13 protein-coding genes, 4 pseudogenes and 1 riboswitch are annotated in these 16,576 nt (G+C 67.8%); of the genes and pseudogenes, 11 read left to right on the forward strand and 6 right to left on the reverse strand.

Features of this window, described 5'->3' with window-relative positions:
• Positions 1–56: 56 nt before the first annotated feature.
• Entirely contained in the window at positions 57–815 is a 759-nt protein-coding gene (locus tag OG568_RS41505) for a DUF4142 domain-containing protein (RefSeq protein WP_329535235.1), read from the reverse strand.
• Between the two features lie 180 nt (positions 816–995).
• Positions 996–1,169, reverse strand: a complete 174-nt coding sequence (locus tag OG568_RS41510; RefSeq protein ID WP_329535236.1) for a hypothetical protein — start codon at positions 1,167–1,169, stop codon at positions 996–998.
• Positions 1,170–1,371: 202 nt separating this feature from the next.
• On the opposite strand from OG568_RS41510, the gene OG568_RS41515 reads away from it, so the two are divergent.
• On the forward strand, positions 1,372–2,265 hold the full coding sequence (locus tag OG568_RS41515) for an IS982 family transposase (protein ID WP_329530528.1): 894 nt from the start codon (positions 1,372–1,374) through the stop codon (positions 2,263–2,265).
• Here OG568_RS41515 and OG568_RS41520 read toward each other — a convergent pair.
• Positions 2,253–2,789 (reverse strand): annotated as a pseudogene (locus OG568_RS41520) (dihydropteroate synthase); the annotation flags it as partial. The gene OG568_RS41515 and the pseudogene OG568_RS41520 overlap by 13 nt on opposite strands.
• 39 nt (positions 2,790–2,828) lie before the next feature.
• Positions 2,829–3,215, reverse strand: a pseudogene (locus OG568_RS41525) (5-methyltetrahydropteroyltriglutamate--homocysteine S-methyltransferase); the annotation flags it as partial.
• Positions 3,216–3,499: 284 nt separating this feature from the next.
• On the opposite strand from OG568_RS41525, the pseudogene OG568_RS41530 reads away from it, so the two are divergent.
• From OG568_RS41530 to OG568_RS41550, 5 genes and pseudogenes are all read left to right on the forward strand, one after another.
• Positions 3,500–4,399, forward strand: a pseudogene (locus OG568_RS41530) (ImmA/IrrE family metallo-endopeptidase); the annotation flags it as partial.
• A gap of 110 nt (positions 4,400–4,509) precedes the next feature.
• Positions 4,510–4,687: riboswitch (cobalamin riboswitch) on the forward strand.
• Positions 4,688–4,740: 53 nt separating this feature from the next.
• Positions 4,741–5,775 carry an ABC transporter substrate-binding protein gene (locus OG568_RS41535; protein ID WP_329535237.1) on the forward strand — a complete coding sequence of 345 codons (1,035 nt, stop codon included), beginning with the start codon at positions 4,741–4,743 and terminating at the stop codon, positions 5,773–5,775.
• Positions 5,772–6,785, forward strand: coding sequence for a FecCD family ABC transporter permease (locus tag OG568_RS41540; protein WP_329535238.1), 1,014 nt, complete (start codon positions 5,772–5,774; stop codon positions 6,783–6,785). Before OG568_RS41535 ends, OG568_RS41540 begins: the two co-directional genes overlap by 4 nt.
• On the forward strand, positions 6,782–7,603 hold the full coding sequence (locus OG568_RS41545; RefSeq protein WP_329535239.1) for an ABC transporter ATP-binding protein: 822 nt from the start codon (positions 6,782–6,784) through the stop codon (positions 7,601–7,603). Before OG568_RS41540 ends, OG568_RS41545 begins: the two co-directional genes overlap by 4 nt.
• A 46-nt stretch (positions 7,604–7,649) precedes the next feature.
• Positions 7,650–7,973: a (2Fe-2S) ferredoxin domain-containing protein gene (locus OG568_RS41550; protein WP_329535240.1), complete on the forward strand. Its 324-nt coding sequence runs from the start codon at positions 7,650–7,652 to the stop codon at positions 7,971–7,973.
• On the opposite strand, the gene OG568_RS41555 is transcribed toward OG568_RS41550, so the two are convergent.
• On the reverse strand, positions 7,970–8,155 hold the full coding sequence (locus tag OG568_RS41555; protein WP_329535241.1) for a hypothetical protein: 186 nt from the start codon (positions 8,153–8,155) through the stop codon (positions 7,970–7,972). The two genes, OG568_RS41550 and OG568_RS41555, sit on opposite strands and share 4 nt — an antisense overlap.
• A gap of 1,093 nt (positions 8,156–9,248) precedes the next feature.
• On the opposite strand from OG568_RS41555, the gene OG568_RS41560 reads away from it, so the two are divergent.
• Positions 9,249–9,926 (forward strand): hypothetical protein, encoded by a 678-nt coding sequence (locus OG568_RS41560; RefSeq protein WP_329535242.1) that lies wholly within the window; start codon positions 9,249–9,251, stop codon positions 9,924–9,926.
• 617 nt (positions 9,927–10,543) lie between these two features.
• Here OG568_RS41560 and OG568_RS41565 read toward each other — a convergent pair.
• Positions 10,544–11,377 (reverse strand): PIG-L family deacetylase, encoded by an 834-nt coding sequence (locus OG568_RS41565; RefSeq protein WP_329535243.1) that lies wholly within the window; start codon positions 11,375–11,377, stop codon positions 10,544–10,546.
• Between the two features lie 622 nt (positions 11,378–11,999).
• Between OG568_RS41565 and OG568_RS41570 the strand changes: the two are divergent.
• The 4 genes and pseudogenes from OG568_RS41570 to OG568_RS41585 all read left to right on the forward strand — a co-directional run bounded on the left by OG568_RS41570 (position 12,000) and on the right by OG568_RS41585 (position 16,509).
• Positions 12,000–12,399: pseudogene (locus OG568_RS41570) on the forward strand (hypothetical protein).
• Between the two features lie 740 nt (positions 12,400–13,139).
• A complete protein-coding gene (locus OG568_RS41575; RefSeq protein WP_329535244.1) occupies positions 13,140–14,036 on the forward strand; it encodes an aminoglycoside phosphotransferase family protein in 897 nt (298 codons plus the stop codon).
• A 45-nt stretch (positions 14,037–14,081) separates the two neighbouring features.
• Positions 14,082–14,309 (forward strand): hypothetical protein, encoded by a 228-nt coding sequence (locus OG568_RS41580; protein ID WP_329535245.1) that lies wholly within the window; start codon positions 14,082–14,084, stop codon positions 14,307–14,309.
• A 382-nt stretch (positions 14,310–14,691) separates the two neighbouring features.
• A complete protein-coding gene (locus OG568_RS41585) occupies positions 14,692–16,509 on the forward strand; it encodes a multicopper oxidase family protein (RefSeq protein ID WP_329535246.1) in 1,818 nt (605 codons plus the stop codon).
• The last annotated feature ends 67 nt before the right edge of the window (positions 16,510–16,576 follow it).

A 16,576-nucleotide genomic window follows, 5' to 3' on the forward strand; every position in this document is an offset into this window, starting at 1 on the left:
TACAGCCAGCCTGACGCCCACAGCCCACTCACGTCGGGAGATCCGAGAAACAGCGCCTACCCGCCGTTGGCGGACTGGCCGTTCAAGGCCGGGCCCAGGTCCACCGGGGTGGACGTGGGGTTCGGCGGCGGAGCGAGGACGATCGGGGCCTGGCCGGCCGGCGGGACCGGCGGGGTCATGTCCGACTTGGGCAGCTTCGGCGGGGTGGTCTGGTTGAACAGCGTGGTGTCGAAGTCGACCAGGCCGGTCTTCTCCATCACCGTGATGTGATCCAGGACGGTGTCGTTGGCCTGGTCGGCCAGGGCGCGCACCAGCGTGTTCTTCGTCGTCGAGCGGATCTTTGCCACGGTGTTGAAGATCGAACCGTGCGTCTGGCGAAGAATGTTGGCGAAGTCGATGTCGAACTGCTTGCCGCTGTCCGCCTTGAGGGTGGTGACGAAACCTTCCTGCTGCGGACTGGCCACGTTGGGCAGCGTCACGTTCAGCATCGGCGCGATCTTGCGGCAGGTCGCGTCCAGCGCCGCGTGTCCGTCGATCAGGTGCTGACTGGCGGTGAGGACCCCCTTGCTCTGTCCCTTCTGGAGCCCGATCTGCCCCACCGGGTGCTCCCACAGGCCGGCAGCGCGCACCGCCACCACGAAGGCCCTGTCCCCCTCGGTCAACGGCCCCCACTGGGTGTTGGCAATGATCCGGTCGTTCGAGGTCGACACGGTGTCAACTCCGAGCATCGACGGGTAGATCAGTGCGCCAAGTGTCAGGGCCAGCGCGCCCCCTACGAAGATACCGCCCACCATGTTCAGCGAACGCTGCACCATTCCTCCTGCCCGTCAAGAAATCCGCCGATCCGTCATCGTCCGACTGGGGCGGACGAAGAGCATTACGTGCGCGGTGCCGTTCAGGTTCACCCGGCCCGGAAAAAGGGTTCATGAACGGCGCACGGGAAGGGCGTGAGTGTGCGGGACGACGGCACGCGGCGTCTTCGGATGTTCCGGGTGTCAGGCGGGTTCAGGGCGAGGACGGCCGGGCAGTGCGGGTGTCCTGCGGCGAGACCAGGAGCTGCGGGTCGGCAGATCCGGCCTCAGCGCGCTGCCCGGTTCCACGAAGCTGCCCAGCCCGGCGTCGGCGATCGGGCGCACCGAGTCCTCGAACACGGCGGTGATGTCCATCATTCCGCGCGGTGGAGAGCCGTGACGCGCTCGTCACGCAGTACGTGGACACCGGGACGGATGCTCGACGGCCCAGAAGCCGACTGCACCGTCTCGCTCCCGGAACCGGGCGAATCGCGCCGCGCGATCCTCGACACCTAGACGAGTCATTCCGAATGCTGACGGTGTGTCTGGGAACGCAGACAGGGCGTCCAAGATTCGTTGTGTGACGAACAACCTAGACGCCCTGCTGACCGCACTGTACGTGAAGATCGACGACGAGATCGGAGGTAGCCGATGGCTTGGCCGACCGCCGCAGCTGACGGATTCTGAGCTGGTCACCCTTGCCGTCGCCCAGGCGCTGCTGGGCTTCACCTCGGAGTCGCGCTGGCTGCGGTTCGTGGACTCCCGACTGGGAGCGATGTTCCCGTACGTGCCCAGGCAGCCGGGCTGGAACAAGCGGCTGCGGGCAGCGTTGCCACTGGTCAAGAGGGCAATACGACTGCTGGCCGTCGATACGGACTTCTGGTTCGACAACCACTGGATCATCGACTCCACACCGGTGGAGTGCGGCCGCTCGCGTCCGACGGTGAAGCGGTCGGACATGGCCGGCTGGGCCGGATACGGGTACTGCGCCTCGCACTCCCGGTTCTTCTGGGGCCTGCGCCTGTTCCTGGTATGCACCCCGACCGGGATGCCCATCCTGTGGGCACTGGCGAACCCGAAACTGGATGAGCGGGAGGTGCTGTCGGCGATGCTGGACCGCGAACCGCACCTGTCCACGGACCGGCCGAGCCTGCTGGTGATCGCAGACAAAGGCTTCGCCTCCAAGGAGTTCGAGGCCGATCTGGCCTTCCGGGGCGCGGAGTTGCTGCGTCCTTCTTTCAAGCGCGAGAAGAAGCGCAGGGGCGAGAGCCTCCTGAAGTCGGTGCGACAGCTGATCGAGTCGGTCAACGACACCCTCAAAGGCCAGCTCGACCTGGAACGGCACGGTGGACGGACCTTCGAAGGTGTCGCCGTCCGCGTCGCCCAACGCATCCTCGCGATGGCCGCCGCGATCTGGCACAACCACAAGACCGGCCAGCCCGTCATACGATCCTTGATCGCTTATGACCACTGACCACATCGGAATGACTCGTCTAGACCAAGGGGCATTCCGCCGAGTACCAGGACCAGGCGATCACCGACCTCGGCAGCCCCGCCGCATGACCAGCCGCTCTCCTTGGCCGATTCCAGGGCCTCGAAAACCGTGAGCGCGTCGCGGAGGGCGGCGACGTCGTGTGTGCGAATGAAGTCCGCGCCGCTGCGCGCGGCATACAGCTCCGCCGTCAGTGTGGCTGGACCGATTCCGGAAAGGCCGCTCCCGGTGAGCGTCCGCAGGAACGACTTCCGGGAGGGGGAGATGAGCACCGGTACGTCGAAGCGGGCTTTCAGCCGTTCGAGACCGGCCGGAGTCCTCAGCGACGGTTCGGGGCCGCCGCCCAGGAAGTAGCCCAGTCCCGGGTCTATGACCAACCTGTCGTGACTGATGCCGGCCGCCTCCCAAGCGGCCAGGCGCTCGTCGAAGAACTCCTCGATTCCTCCGCACACTCCCGTGGGATCCGTCAGCACCTTGGTGGCGGGGCGTGACGCTGTACGGGGGAGGACGGCAGGTGCTTCCTCCCCCGGCCGGTGGGGCCTGCGTCAGGACGCGGAGAGTTCCTCACGGACCGCGCGGGCGGCGCCGACCAGGTTCTCCAGCGAGGCGCGGGTCTCGGGCCAGCCGCGGGTCTTCAGGCCGCAGTCGGGGTTGACCCACAGCCGTTCGGCCGGGATGGCCTTCAGCCCGATGCGCAGCAGTTCGGCGGCCTCGTCCGCGCTCGGCACCCGCGGGGAGTGGATGTCGTAGACGCCGGGTCCGGCCTCGCGCGGGTAGCCGTGGTCGGCGAGTTCGCGGGCGACCTGCATGTGCGAGCGGGCGGCTTCCAGGCTGATGACGTCGGCGTCGAGGTCGTCGATGGCCCGGACGATGTCGCCGAACTCGGCGTAGCACATGTGGGTGTGGATCTGGGTGTCCGGACGTACTCCGCTATCCCGTCCCTGGGCGGAATTGAGCAATGCTGCCGTGCAGGCGGGCATCACGGCCGTGTTCTCCGACGTCAGGGCATGAATCGCGCCCGGTGTTGTGCTCCTGCTGCCGAAGGTCCGGAGGGCCGCACTGAAACTCTGACACTGGCACTGAGTGCCATCAAGCATGGATGTCTGCTGACTTCTGCGAATCTTCACAGCGCCTTTTGCCAAGTTCGCGAAGGGGGCGGCGGGTCGTTCGTCGCCTACGCTGACGATCGTCCGTCCCCGGCGACGTGAGGAGCGCGGTGAGCAAGATCTACGCGGGAGCACGGCTGCGGCGGCTGCGCGAGGAACGCCGGATGAGCCAGGCCGAGCTGGCCCGAGTCCTCGGCATCTCGCCCAGTTATCTGAACCAGATGGAGCACGACTCCCGCCCGCTCACCGTGCCGGTCCTGCTCAGGCTCACCGAGACCTTCGGCGTCGACCCGGCCTTCTTTTCGGAGCGTGACACGAGCAGGCTGGTGGCTGATCTGCGCGAGGCATTGGTCGGCGAACTCGCCGAGGCCCGGGTGTCACCGTCCGACCTCACGGACCTCGCCGCGCGCATGCCCGGCGTTGCCCAGGTCCTGCTCGATCTCGGCCGCCGCAACCAGCTCCTGGCCGAACGGCTCGCCGGTACGGCCGACGGTCGGGACGCCGGGCGGGAGGCCTCCCGCTCGCCGCACGAGGAGATCCGCGACTTCTTCTACCGCCGCCAGAACTACCTGCACGACACCGACCTCGCGGCGGAACGGCTGGCCGAGGAGATCGGCGTCCGCCCGGGCGAGGTCGCAAGGGCCCTCGGCGCGCGCCTCACCGATCGGCATGGTGTGCGACTGGCGGCCGAGACCGGCGAGCGCCTGCACCACTACGACGAGCCGAGCCGGACCCTGTTCCTGTCCACACGCCTGCGTCCCGGCCAGCGCGCGTTCCGCATGGCCACTCAGCTCGCCCTGCTCGAATACGGCGACGAACTGGACCGTCAGGCCGGCGAGGACTTCCCGCCCGGTTCCTCCGTCCGTGACCTGGCCCGCATCGGCATCGCCCACTACTTCGCGGCGGCGCTGATTCTGCCGTACACCGCCTGCCACTCGGCCGCAGAAGAGGAACGCTACGACATCGAACGCCTCACCGACCGCTACGGCCTCGGCTACGAGACCGTCTGCCCCCAGAGCGCAGCACCGCCACTCGGCCAGTCCCTGCGGATCGACGAGAACACCAGCACGTTCGTCCCGTATCCAGTGACCGATCGCACGAACTGACCTTACGACGGGCTTGATAGCCTCATCAGGCCAGTCGAGCCACACCCGAGGCCAGGGAATCCGGTGCGAATCCGGAACTGACGCGCAGCGGTGAGGGGGACGGGCGGGGCACAGAACGCCACTGGGAGACCGGGAAGGCGCCCTGTCCGGACGAACCCGAGTCCGAATACCTGCTGGCACCTTCGCGCCCCGCGCGGAGGGACGTCCGTAGGCCAGGCTCCGCGTACGAGCCCCGACCCCGAGGCATGCCCGTGCTCCGCACCCCCGCACTTCTCCTCGCGTCCGCCCTGCTGCTCACCGCCTGTGGCGGCTCGAAGAGCGGCACCGATGACCCCGGGAAGTCCGCCGCCGCGGGCTACCCAGTGACCATCGACAACTGCGGCCACAAGGTCACCTTGAAGTCGGCCCCGAAGCGGGCCGTCTCCCTGAACCAGGGCACCACGGAGATCCTGCTCTCCCTCGGTCTCGCCGAACGCATGGCCGGCACAGCGACCTGGACCGACCCGGTGATGAAGAGGCTGGGGAAGGCCAACGCGTCCGTGCCACGGCTCGCGGACGACGCGCCCTCCTTCGAGAGGGTCCTGGACGCCGAACCCGACTTCGTCACCGCGTCGTTCGTCTCCACCCTCGGCAAGGGTGGCGTAGCCACTCGGTCGCAGTTCGAGGAGCTGGGCGTTCCGACGTACGTCTCGCCCTCCGACTGTTCGGCGGGCAAGGACAACGACGACGGTGGCGACGGATCGCGAAGCACATCGCTCACGCTCGACGTCATGTACGACGAAATACGTGACCTGGCACGGGCGTTCGGCATCGAGCAACGCGGCGAGAAACTCGTCGCCGAGCTGCAGCAGCGGGTGCGCGAAGCCACCGCCGGGCTGCACGCCTCCGGCGTCTCCCTCATGTACTGGTTCGCCAACTCCCAGTCGCCCTACTTGGCCGGCTGCTGTGGCGCGCCGGGCGCCATCACCCGCGCGGTCGGCGCGAAGAACGCCTTCGCCGACACCCACGACGAGTGGCCCCAGATCAGCTGGGAGACCGTCGCCGACCGCGACCCCGGCGTCATCGTGATCGGCGACCTGACCCGCAAGCAGCAGACCGCGGAGACTGCGCAGGCCAAGATCCATTTCCTGGAGACCAACCCCGTCACCCGCAACCTGACCGCGGTGAAGAAGAAGCGGTACGTCCTGCTCAGCGGGCAGGCGATGAACCCGTCCATCCGTACGGTCGAAGGGATCGAGAAGGTCGCCGCCGGGCTGCGGGACTTCGGGCTCGCCAAGTGAGCACCCGTCTCCTGCTGATGACCGGCGGCGGACTGGTCGCGTTGCTCACGTCGGTCGCCGTCGCCGTGACGATCGGGCCCGCCGACATCTCCACGGGCGACGTGTGGGCGTCCGTCGCGGCCCATCTGGGCTTCGGGGACAGCACGTTGGCACCGCTGCGCGACGGCATCGTGTGGAACCTGCGTATGCCCCGGACCCTGCTCGCCGCCGTGTGCGGGGCAGGGCTCGCCGTGTGCGGGGCCGTCATGCAGTCGCTGCTGCGCAACCCGCTGGCCGATCCGTTCGTGCTCGGGGTGTCCTCCGGTGCGTCCACGGGAGCAGTCGCCGTGGTCGTGCTGGGGGTGGGCGGGGGAGTCGTGTCTCTGTCGGCGGGCGCCTTCCTCGGCGCGCTGCTCTCCTTCGTGCTGGTGCTGCTGCTCAGCCACATCCTCGGCGACAGTGTCGACCGTGTGGTGCTGTCCGGGGTCGCGGCCATGCAACTGTTCTCCGCGCTGACCTCGTTCATCGTGCTGACCTCCGCCGACGCTGAGACCACCCGGGGAGTGCTGTTCTGGATGCTGGGTTCCCTCACGGGCGCCGACTGGGACCAGGTGCTGCTCTGCACGGTCGCCTTGGCCGTCGTCCTCCTGGTCTGTCTCGGCCACGCCCGTACCCTGGACGCGTTTGCCTTCGGAGAGGAGACCGCCGCCTCACTCGGAGTCCGCGTCGCCCGCACCCGGCTGATCCTGCTGTGCGTGACCGCGCTGCTCACCGCAGCCCTGGTCAGCTGTGCCGGAGCCATCGGCTTCGTCGGCCTGGTCCTGCCCCACGCGACCCGAGCCCTCACCGGTTCCGGGCACGCCCGCCTCCTGCCAGTCACGGCGCTGACCGGAGCGGTCTTCATGGTGTGGGTGGACACCGTCGCCCGTACCGTCCTCGACCCCCAGGAGGTCCCGGTGGGCGTGGTGACGTCCCTGATCGGTGTGCCGGCGTTCGTAGCCGTGCTCTACCGCGGACGGAGAAGAGTATGACCAGCCTGCACGCGGACCGCGTCGTCCGGCGCATCGCCGACAAGGCGCTCGTCGACGGCGTCACCCTCACACTGAGGCCCGGCGAGACCGTCGGCCTGCTCGGCCCCAACGGCTCAGGGAAATCAACACTGTTGAGACTCCTCGCCGGGACCCTCGCACCCACTGCCGGGGTCGTCACCCTGGACGGACACCCGCTGCCGGAGGTCGGCCGCCGGGCCACGGCCCGTCGCATCGCCACCGTGGAGCAGCACGCCCACACCCAAACCGAACTGACCGTCCAAGACGTCGTCGCCCTGGGCCGCATCCCCCACCGCCGAGCATGGATACCGCCCACGGCCGCCGACACCGAGGCCGTCACCGAAGCCCTGGCACGCACAGGACTGACCGAACTCGCCGGTCAGTCCTGGCACACCCTGTCCGGCGGCGAACGCCAGCGCACCCAGATCGCCCGCGCCCTCGCCCAGGAACCCCGCGAACTCCTCCTCGACGAACCCACCAACCACCTCGACATCCAGTACCAGCTCGACCTGCTGGATCTCGTCGCGAGCCTGCCGGTCACCACAGTGGTCGCCCTCCACGACCTCAACCTCGCCGCGATGTACTGCGACCGCGTGCTCGTCCTGCGTGACGGCCGCGCCGTCGCGGAAGGCACCCCGGCCGAGGTCCTCACCCCCGCACTCATCGAGCAGGTCTACGGCGTCCGCGCCGAAGTCACCCACGACCCCGGCCACCCCGTGATCCGCTTCCTGCGGCCGGCCGCCCAGGATGGATCTTTCCGGAAGAGGAGCACGACGAGTGACGTCTCGGCAGCGACCTGAGGAAGGCCGCACAGAGCACACCCCAGCCGAACCGGCACCGTGTCGCATGGTGGTCTGCCGGGACTGCTGCTGCGGAAGCCCGAAGGTGATTGGAGTCGATCACGCTCAGCAGACCGCGCGCTTGGCAGAGTCCGCCCCCGTACGTATCTCGGCCTGCCTCGACGTATGCGAACACGCCAACGTGATCGTCGTTCAGCCCTCCGCCGCCGGGCGCGCCGCCGGCGCCCGCCCGGTCTGGCTCGGCCTCGTCAACGACCCCGATGCCACCGAGGACATCGCCGCCTGGGTACAGGCCGGCGGCCCTGGCATCGCCCCCTGCCCCGACATCCTCGACTTCTACGTCTTCACCCCGCCCCGAAGGGCGCGCTAGGCAGCCTGTTCGCAGGGCCCGTCCTCATCGGTGCCCTCGCCGGCCTCACCACCCTGTCCACCGCACTGCCGCTGCCCGCCGTACTCGTCGCCGCCCTGTCCCACCGCGCCCTGGAGAAGCCCACCCTTGACCCTCAGCACCGCGACCACCGCCCCGACGCTGTAACGCCTTCTGGAGCGCACGCGAGGCATACGATGTCGGCCGGCTGAGCGATCTGGCGTTCTGGGCCCAGACCCTGGGCCGGCACCCCGGCCCGCGTCCTTGCCGTCCGTAAGCCCGACCCGGCCGCCTACCTGCAGGCCCTGGAAGCCACCGACGCCGGCGACCCACAACGCGTGCTGTTCACCGACGACCGGGCGACAACTGCCGCGCCGCCCGCTGTTGCCTTGAGAGTCAGGTGAGCAAGGGGGGCTGGTGGACGCGAAGTGGGAGAATTTGGCGGCGCGGGCCCTCTTGCAGACGGCAACGGGAGACAACCGGGCCACGGTCTTGAGTCGTGGAGAGTCGGTGCTCGCCGGCAGACCGGTGGTAGCAGCTGAGGCTGTACGCACTGGACGAGCGGGAGTTGGTCGCCGCGCTGCTCCATCTCTCCGCGCAGGCGCTTTGTGGTGGTTCACCGTCGTGCCGCCGGAGCGGACGCGGACGCGCGGGGAGGAAAGGTATGGCTGAGGACGAGGACGCAGCGGCCGGAGGCGCAGGGCCCGCGGGCCCGTTCTTGCGGGAGTACGCGCCGACGCGCGGATTCCCGCAGGTGAACGCGCAGCGGGCGTCGGTGCTCTTCTACCGGAGCGGCGGCTACAGCGTGGTCACCGTCTCCGGTGTCCAGCACGTCGACAAGCGGGCGCTGGCCCGGCCGTACATCATCTGCGAGATCGCCCTCGGCACCTATGTGGCGCCGCTGCAGATGGAGCTGCCGGCCGCCGGCGGCACCTTCTTCAAGGCCGAGGTGGACATCCAGTGGACCGTGAGCGATCCCTATCTGGCCGCGCTCGAGGTCGTGACCGATGTCGCGGGCCGGCTCACCTCCCCGGTGCGGGAGCGGCTGCGCGAGGTCACGACGACCTACCGGGTGACCGAGGCCGAGCAGGCCAACCGCGCCATCACGCGTGAGTGCGCCGGCGGTCGATGGGCCGACCTGGGCTCCGAACTCGGCCTGCGGGTACGGCTGTACGTCCGCCTGCGGGTGGATGACCGGACCATCGGGCACGCCGAAGAGGGGCGCGACGCGCATGCCAGGCCAAGGTGCCCCGGCTGCGTCGGGAAGAGTTCCGGCACATGCTGCAGGGCGGGGAGCTGGAGCAGCTCAGCTTCATGCCGGCGGCCGATCCGGACGGGGCCAAGGACTTCCTGGAGAAGATCCGCGAGGAGGGCAGGCAGGACGAGAAGGACCGTGTCGCCCGGCTCCTCGCCATGGCCGCCCGTGGTGAACTCGCCACCGTCGACATGGAGACACAGGCCCTCGACCTTCTCAACGAGGGCCGCCTGGGCGGGGTCCAGGGCCCCATCGGGTCGGTGCCCGTCCGCCAGGATCCCCGGCAGCTGGAGCCGTCGCCCGACGGGACGTCCACCCCCGCCTCCAACACGGATGCCACCCGAACGCACACCGACGACTCCGACGCCAGTGGCCCGCTTCCGCCGAGGACGCTGACGACGCCGACGGCGGAGCCCCGCCGGCTGGTTGCGGAACTGGCCGAGCAGACCTCCCCCGGGCGGGAAGTGCCCCTGCACGTACAAATCGTCCGGGGCAGTGGGCGGGATGGGCGGGGTGTTCAGCTGCGCCCCCTCTTCCTCCCTCCTGACGGGGCCCGAGTACTGATCACCATCCACGCTCCTGGTCTAGTGGTCGTCGATGAGCTGCAGCAGGAGTTGCACGTCGTGCCCGGCCGGGACTCGGATGTGCTGCGCTTCCGCTTGAAGGCCCCGACGCCGGGGCTGCACCAGGTGACCGTGTGAGCCTTCCGGGGCGGCACCTTCCTCGGGGAGGTGACCTGCCAGATATCGGTGGAGCACGACAGTGTCACGAGAGACGGTCCTCAGCGCCATGCGCCGCTGCCCTCCATGGCATTCGATCCTGGGGAGATCACGCTCCAGGTTCTGAAGGACGAGGCGGCCGGCACCTTCGGCTTCCAGCTGATCAGGCCGCAGCCCGTCGACCGGCTGGGAGGCGGTGAAGCTGTAACGGCCCAGGCAGTTCACATTCCGGTGCTTGAGCGGCGGCAGCCGTGCGACGTCCTCGTCCTTGATGTCGTGGCCCTCGGCACGAACACGCTCGGCGTGCAAGCCCATCACAGCCGTTCCCCGAGGGAACAGGACGGGCGTTCCTCCAAGGAACCGACGGCGCGCTTCCTCGGGGAACGTCCCGTCTCGCCGAATCGATTTGACGCAGGCCGACGGCAGGGAACGAGCGGACCACTCAGTGCGTCGACCGTCTCAACGAACTTTGTCCTTACTGGTCGGGGCCTCGCGGTCGACTGGCTTCGTTCCGAGTCGGCAGCCGACAAGTCTCCCACCTGTCCGGTTACCAGGTGGTTTGGGGACGGGCGCGATGTCCGGTCGGCGGCGCGGGCGGATCAGCGCAGTCCGGCGAAGAGATCGTTCTCGGGTACGGCCGCACCGGTGGCGTCCTGGACACGTACGAAGGTCTCCGTGCCCATCAACTCGCCGAACCTCTCCTTGCCCATCTTGAGGAAGAAGATGTTCTCGCCCTGACTGGCGTGCGCGGCCAGCGCGTCGAACTTCTGACCGCTGAATGCGGTGGTGTCCACCCACGTGGTGATCTCGTCGTCGGGGAGGCCGATCTCGGCCATCGCGGCGGCCTCGGCAGGATCCGGCTCCGGCATGTCCTCATGAAATTCGCGCATGATCTCACCGAACCGCTGCATCATCGAGCGGGGCATCGTCGTCCAGTACACCTTCGGTGTCAGCGCGGTCATCTCCAGTGCCGCCATCGTGATGCGGTGGGCCTGGATGTGGTCGGGGTGGCCGTAGAAACCATTCTCGTCGTAAGTGACGACCACATCGGGTCGGTAGTGCCGCATGAGTTCCGCGAGTCGGGCGGCGCCTTCCTCCACGGGGGTCTGCCAGAAGGATCCGGGGGTGTCGTTGCTCGGCCAGCCCGTCATCCCGGAGTCGGCATAGTCCAGCATCTCCAGATCGCTGACCTTCAGGACGTCACAGCTCGCCTTGAGTTCTTGGCGGCGCATCAAGGCGACGGCCGCCGGATCGTGCCCGGGATCGCCCGGCTTGACACCCCCCGGTCCGTCACCGCAACGGCCGTCGGTACACGTCACGAGAACCGTGCGGATGCCTTCCGCCGCGTACTGCGCGAGGACCCCTCCGGTACTGGTGGCCTCGTCATCGGGGTGGGCGTGTACTGCCATGAGCGTCAAGGGCCGGTCAGTCATGAAACAGTCCTCCTGCAGAAATGCGTCTTGGTTCGAGTGCGCGGCGGGCGTACCGCGATCCCGGGGCCCGGATCCTGTCGGGGCGGATGACCTCGTGGTCTCCGTGTTCCCCGCCCGTGCGGCGCCGGTCCCTCGGTCGATGCAACAGTGACGGCCGGACCGGCTGTTCCCGCCGCGACCGTTCGACCTTCCAGGCGTCGGCGTTTCAATTCGAACGAGGTACAGGCACGACCTGCACGTCTCAGCGCCACGTCGGATCCGTCTTCCATCCGGCATCAGCCGTGAGATTCCGACACGAAATGTGAGCTGTCCTTTGACAATCCCCTGACAGGGCTCCGCTTCCTACGTCCCGGCCTGCACCACACCGTGACCACACAGGCCCGAAGCCCCTGACTATACGGCCTTGGCCTTTAGGCGAGTCGCTCAGTGGCATCCGGCCACGGAGCCTCCGCGAAAACCCGTTGGCGGACCACGGCGGCACTAGCTTTTCGGAGGCCGTGCGAGAGAACGAGGAGGGGGTACCCGTGAACGCAGTATCGACATGGGTGCTCCCCTCCGGGGTCACGGTCGGGCGGTAGGTCGTCCGGGAGCGCCGCTCTGATCGCTCCCGAGGGGCACGACCATGCGATTCACTTCCGAGCAGCGCCTCGACGACGGCGTCCTCGAACGCGAATTCATCCTCGGCGAGATCCCCGGCAGCGCCATCGACGCCCCCGGGTGCGGTGACCGGCCCCGTTCCGCCGCCGACGAGCAGGCCCGCGCCGACCTCCGCCGGGCGATGCAGGCCGGCGAGCCGGTCGACGAGGTCTTCGAGTCCTTCATCGGCCCGGCAGGTCACCATTCCGCTGCTGTTCCTGCTGCAGTGGGACGACGAGGGGAACCCCCGGCAGCGGGCCCTGGACCTGTTCGACGCCTTCGGCACCAAGGAGAAGACGCTGCACGCCAATATGGGCGGGCACATCGGAACCCCGTGGTTCGAGGTCGACGACGGGAACCGGTTCTTCGCCCGGCACCTGAAGTGAGGCCGGGCCGCCGGGCCGACAGCAGACGGTGGACGGTGTCGGCCAGGACGCCGCTCATCGAGGACAGGTCCCGGCCGTCCTCGATGGCGGTGGCCGGCAAGTGCACGACCGCCCCGATCGCGGCGGTACCGGTGAAGCTAGCCGTCTGCGTGCCGATGACCTGACCGGAGTGGATTGGGTGAAACTCGCGGACCGGGTTCGTTGAGACAGGACACCGGCGCCGCGAGTTTCCGCTTGGGTTGATCGCTGCGGGAGCGGCGTTCGGCGGAGCTCTCCTCGGCGCCGGCGGTGCAGCGCCCAGAGTTCCTCCTCCAAGCCGAGCAGGTATACCTGGACTATCAGGCCATGTACGAGGACGCGTTCCAGGAGCGTTGGGACGAGATGAAACGCCGTGCCCAGGAGTTCGATCCACAGCGGTTGAAGCGGGCCTTCGCTGCACTCGAACTTCGTGCTCCAGCGGATGTAGTCCATACGGCCACTGCACTTCAGCAGTCTCTCCTGTACGACCAACGACCACGCTTCCGAACCAGTCTGGCTTGGCACGGTACGAAGAGACCTGGGACCGCAGATGGCGGCTCGGACCAGGCTGTCCGGGGCTTACCACGGCCAGCACACCCTGTTCCTGAAGGCAGCCAGAACCTCTCTCAAGGTCACTTGAGACGTGGGGATGCCGGTCCGGCACTGTTTGGAACTGGCACCACGCCTGGGTCGTCAGCCACGGCCGATGGTTGAGTGAGATCATGGACAGCTTCGAGATCGATGAGAACTTGGTGCGCTCTCTGGTGCGAGAGCAGCATCCTGACCTTGCAGGCTTGGACGTGCGTGAGGTGGCCGGCGGTTGGGACAACCAACTGTGGCGCCTCGGGAACGAGTTGGCCGTGCGCATGCCGCGCACGGAGCGAGCACCCTCCCTCCTGCGCAAAGAGCACCGGTGGCTGCCCGCCCTGGCCCCGCACCTTCCACTACCGGTCCCGACCCCCATGCGGATCGGTGAACCGTCCGCACGTTTCCCCCGGCCATGGACCATCGCGACATGGGTTCCCGGCGAACCAGCCGACCGTGCCTCAGTCAGCGACGACAGCGCGGGCGACACTTTGGCGGGCTTCCTCAAGGCACTTCATGTGAGGGCACCCGCAGATGCGCCGGTCAGTCAGGATCGCGGCGTTCCCCTCAAAACGCTCTCGGACGGTTTCGAAAGGGGACTCGAGGAAGTCGCCTCCGGAGGCGATGCCGCTGACCTTCGGAATGTCCGGGACGTCTGGGACGAGGCCGTTGCGGCTCCCGATTGGCAGGGCCCGGCTGTTTGGCTGCACGGCGACCTTCATCCAGCCAATGTCGTCGTCTCGGACGGGACACTCTCGGGCGTGATCGACTTCGGTGACATGTGCGCCGGCGATCCGGCGGTCGATCTCGCGGCCGCCTGGGTGCTCCTTCCCGCGGGGGCGGCTGCACGGTTCTTCGACGCGTACGCACACGCGGACGAGGCGATGATCCGGCGCGCACGAGGGTTGGCTGCCGCGAAGAGTCTTTTCCTCATCCTCATGGGCCGGGCCGGGGAGCGGGGCCTGCCAGGCGGCAAGCCGACATGGGGACCCGCGGGCCGGGCGGCGCTTGACCGTGTTCTGGCATCAATCTAGGAGTTCTACGACCGCACCGAGGGGCACGGCCGAAAGGTGGCCCGCGTGGTGCGGGTCCTGACCGTCGATGGCCTCGACTTCCCGCACGCCACACGGGTCGCCCGGGTCGTACGCCACCGCGCCTGCCTGAAGACCGGCACGCGCGGCCGCGAGACGGTGTACGTCATCACCGACCCGACCCGACCCGACCCGACCAGCCGGGAAGCCCCCCACAACGACTCACGAAGATCATTCGTCCGCAGTGGGTCATCGAGAGCCGGCACCACTTCGTAAGGGACACCGCCTTCTGCGAGAACAACTCCAAGGTCCACACCGAGCACGGCCCGGAGAACATGGCCACCTTGCGGAGTTTCGCGATCAACTGCCCCCGTGCCGCCGGACACCACAACATCACCGCCGGACTCCGCAAGACGTCCCACAAGCCGTCCACCCACCCCCTGACTCTCCTCGAACCCCGCTGACCAGCACAGACACGCGAAAAGCCAGACTCTGACACCACCCTGCGAGGTGGGTGGCGATGACCGTCTCGGGAAGCACTCAGGATCATTCGGGTGAATCTGGCAGAGAGAGCCCACGTGAGTCGCCCACAGTAAATGGCGGGTGATTAGGTGCATTTCGACCAAGTGAGTTTGACGCGGAGTCGTGGAGGTTTGAGATGTTGGGAGCGCCGGCCAGCCGACAGCGCCGGAGAACGGGACAGGGAGCACTGGCGGCGCTGTCCGCGCTGGCGGTGGTGACCGGTGGGCCGTTCATGGCGACTGCAGGACCCGCTTCGGCCGCGATGGCTGTCGCCGGCCACAGCGTACGGAAGGCGCAGCGGTCCGCTGCCACTCTCTGCAATTCCTCGGCCTCGCGGCCGCAGTTTTTCGTCGACGAGGCGCAGCAGCCGCCCCTGGCGAAGCCGGACGCGGATAGGCCGGGCGGGTGGCAGCGCGGCGGAGGCGAGCGAGGCGGGGCGGACCACTACACGCTGACGGCAGCAGTCCACTACACGCATCATTTCGCCAGCTCCTGGCCTGCGTCCAAGACTCTGGCCTACAGCACGGCCAACGCTGAGATGGACTACTTCGGGCCCACCATCGTCACCCGGGAGGGGCACCCCATCGATGTGAAGCTGGTCAATGATCTGCCGCCCCCCGGAACGCCTGTCTTCCCTACGTTCCCGACGACGAACAACGAGAACATGCTCACCCTGCATCATCACGGCGGCCTGCAGGGCGCGGAAAGCGACGGAGTGCCCGACCCGCTGGGCTCTGAAGTCATGCCCGGCGACTCCGCCACCTATCGGTATCCGAGCAAGCAGGCCGCTGCGCCGTTGTTCTACCACGACCACGACGATGGGAACACCGGCCCCCACGTCTACGCGGGCCTGATCGGGTACTCACCTCAAACAGATCGCAGAGAACGGAACTTCGGCCTGCCGCAGGGCCCCTTTTCCAAGACGTACGCGCTGCTGAGCGCGTCTTTCGACAGCAACAAGCAGCTGTGTTACACGAAGTGGGGTGACCTGCCCGTCGTCAACGGCACCATCGCGCCCAAGCAGCGGGTGGAACCCCGGCGCTACTTGTTCACCTTCCTCAACGAATCCTCCGCCCGCTACTTCCACCTGTCCTGGCAACAGGAACAGGCGCGCGGAAGCACGAGCACTCCTCCTGCCATGACGGTGGTCGCCAGCGACCAGGGCTATCTGCGCCACCCCGCAAGGGTTTCCGACCTGCTCATCGCACCGGGTGAGCGGTACCGCGTCGTCGTGGACTTCCACGCCCACGACACGCAGCAGTGGGTCCTGGCCAACGACGCACCGGCTCCCTACCCCATGGGCGGGGGAGGGCTGCCCATTCCGCAGCTCATGCGATTCGACGTCGGCCGCGGCACCAGCTCACCGGACCGTTCCCACATCCCGAAAACGATCGAAGACACGAACAATGATCCATCGCTGGGTCACAAACTGCGCAAAGCCCGGCTGCGCATCGTCCAAGCCGCGGAACCCACCGACGGCAACCCCATGCTCGGAGACGAGATCCAACCTCTGAACTACACCCAGCCGGCCACCGAGACCCCACAACTGGGCTCCTGGGAAGTATGGGCCATCCGCAACTACAGCCCCGATGCACACCCGATCCACCTACACCTCATCGATCAGCCGCAACTCATCGGACGCTGGCACGTGGGCCAATGGACGCCCGACGGCAAACCCGTACCAGGCACCATCGGGCCGTTCGAGCCGGCACCCGCATACCAATCCGGGCCCAAGGATGTCTTCAGTTCGGACCCTGACTACATCACGGCCTGGGTCAGTAAATTCCCCATCGAGGGAACCACCGTCTGGCACTGCCACATGGCCACACACGAGGACGGCCTCAACTCGAACGGCGCCATCGAGATGATGCGCCCTCTCGTCGTCGGGCATGAAGAACAAAAACAACTGCCACAAGTCCAGACACTGGAGCGACTCAACAGACTCGTAGGCTGATCCTGGGTGGGAGGTCAGCCAGAGCACGGCCCTGAGTCCCCGAGATGCGAAGGATGCTGACAGCAAG

This window comes from Streptomyces sp. NBC_01450 (assembly GCF_036227505.1).
Taxonomy (GTDB): domain Bacteria; phylum Actinomycetota; class Actinomycetes; order Streptomycetales; family Streptomycetaceae; genus Streptomyces.

Bases quoted from the DNA above. Each gene is read 5' to 3' on its own strand.
- OG568_RS41510 (WP_329535236.1), bottom strand. From the start codon at position 1,169: ATGATGGACATCACCGCCGTGTTCGAGGACTCGGTGCGCCCGATCGCC.
- OG568_RS41505 (WP_329535235.1), bottom strand. From the start codon at position 815: ATGGTGCAGCGTTCGCTGAACATGGTGGGCGGTATCTTCGTAGGGGGC.
- OG568_RS41545 (WP_329535239.1), top strand. From the start codon at position 6,782: ATGACCAGCCTGCACGCGGACCGCGTCGTCCGGCGCATCGCCGACAAG.
- OG568_RS41575 (WP_329535244.1), top strand. From the start codon at position 13,140: ATGGACAGCTTCGAGATCGATGAGAACTTGGTGCGCTCTCTGGTGCGA.
- OG568_RS41535 (WP_329535237.1), top strand. From the start codon at position 4,741: ATGCCCGTGCTCCGCACCCCCGCACTTCTCCTCGCGTCCGCCCTGCTG.
- OG568_RS41550 (WP_329535240.1), top strand. From the start codon at position 7,650: ATGGTGGTCTGCCGGGACTGCTGCTGCGGAAGCCCGAAGGTGATTGGA.
- OG568_RS41560 (WP_329535242.1), top strand. From the start codon at position 9,249: ATGCTGCAGGGCGGGGAGCTGGAGCAGCTCAGCTTCATGCCGGCGGCC.
- OG568_RS41585 (WP_329535246.1), top strand. From the start codon at position 14,692: ATGTTGGGAGCGCCGGCCAGCCGACAGCGCCGGAGAACGGGACAGGGA.
- OG568_RS41565 (WP_329535243.1), bottom strand. From the start codon at position 11,377: ATGACTGACCGGCCCTTGACGCTCATGGCAGTACACGCCCACCCCGAT.